General features: G+C 40.8%; 2 protein-coding genes and 1 pseudogene. All 3 read left to right on the forward strand.

Going from position 1 to position 1,497, the window contains the following annotated elements; genetic code table 11:
• Positions 1–387: pseudogene (locus ACWHAR_RS21055) on the forward strand (aspartate:proton symporter); the annotation flags it as partial.
• Positions 388–481: 94 nt separating this feature from the next.
• On the forward strand, positions 482–1,066 hold the full coding sequence (locus tag ACWHAR_RS21060) for a TetR family transcriptional regulator (protein ID WP_003228226.1): 585 nt from the start codon (positions 482–484) through the stop codon (positions 1,064–1,066).
• Positions 1,067–1,147: 81 nt separating this feature from the next.
• Positions 1,148–1,483 (forward strand): SMR family transporter, encoded by a 336-nt coding sequence (locus ACWHAR_RS21065; RefSeq protein WP_041351739.1) that lies wholly within the window; start codon positions 1,148–1,150, stop codon positions 1,481–1,483.
• Positions 1,484–1,497: the final 14 nt, after the last annotated feature.

Genomic DNA, 1,497 nt, shown 5'->3' on the forward strand with positions numbered 1-1,497 from the left:
TTAAACAGGCCGTTTTATTTAAAAGGAATGAGTATTATCGGGCCGCTTTCCTTTATATTTACAGCGTTTATCGTGTACTGGTCAGGATGGAAAACAGTCTCCTGGCTGCTCGGTTCACAGCTCGTGATGTTTTTGATCTATCTCTGTTTCAGCAAATATACGCCTAAAGAAGATGTCAGCCTCGCTCAGCAGCTGAAATCAGGCTGGTGGCTTATCGGGTTTTATATTATGATGCTGATCTTTTCCTACATCGGTTCTTTCGGACATGGTTTAGGGATTATCAGCAATCCCGTCGACCTCATTTTAGTCGCGATCGGCTCACTTGCGATTTATTACTGGGCAAAGTATACCGGGCTCCCAAAAGCCGCCATTGATTACGATAAATAAAGAAGCAACAGGTTTTCTTGCTTCTTTATTCTTTACAAACATACATTCACGCGATAAAATGAATGAGAGTCAGTCATTATTGGAGGTGTTCCTCATGCCAAAACAAACATCGGGCAAATATGAAAAAATTCTGCAGGCTGCCATAGAAGTGATTTCTGAAAAAGGCCTCGACAAAGCATCTATTTCTGATATTGTCAAAAAGGCCGGCACTGCCCAAGGAACATTCTATTTGTATTTTTCATCTAAAAATGCCCTCATACCGGCCATTGCAGAAAATCTTCTCACCCATACACTTGATCAAATCAAAGGTAGGCTGCATGGGGACGAGGATTTTTGGACCGTTTTAGATATATTAATTGATGAGACATTTCTCATTACAGAACGCCATAAGGATATTATTGTCCTCTGTTATTCCGGGCTTGCGATCGACCACTCCATGGAAAAATGGGAGACGATCTATCAGCCTTATTATTCCTGGCTTGAACAAATCATCAACAAGGCCATTGCAAACCATGAGGTAACGGAAGGCATCAATTCAAAATGGACGGCCAGAACGATTATCAACTTGGTCGAGAATACTGCGGAACGATTCTATATCGGATTTGAACAAGATGAAAATGTTGAAGTGTATAAAAAGGAAATTTTCACTTTCTTAAAACGGAGCTTAGGCACTGCTTAAAAAATGACTGGGTAACACCGCTCATTTTTTAATGCCCTAAAAATGACTGACGTTCATTCATAAAATAGAGAGGTGTTTCATTTGAATTGGGTTCTTGTTTTTATTGCAGGGCTTTTAGAGGTTGTTTGGGCCTCTTCCCTCAAACATGCCGATTCGCTTTTGGATTGGATCATCATTTTTATCTTAATCGCGGTCAGCTTTATCCTGTTGATCCGCTCTTATCAAAAAATCCCGATGGCCGCGGCGTACACTGTGTTTGTGGGAATCGGAACCGTCGGAACATATCTGACTGGAATTGTTCTGGGCGAATCCTTCTCAGCAACCCAAATGTTCTTTTTAGCTTTATTGCTGGCTGGCATTTTAGGAATGAAATTATTTACGAAAGAAAGCAAATCTCAACCGGGAGGTGAACAATAATGGCATGGTTTTTA

The sequence above is a fragment of the Bacillus sp. LR--39 genome (assembly GCF_053613335.1).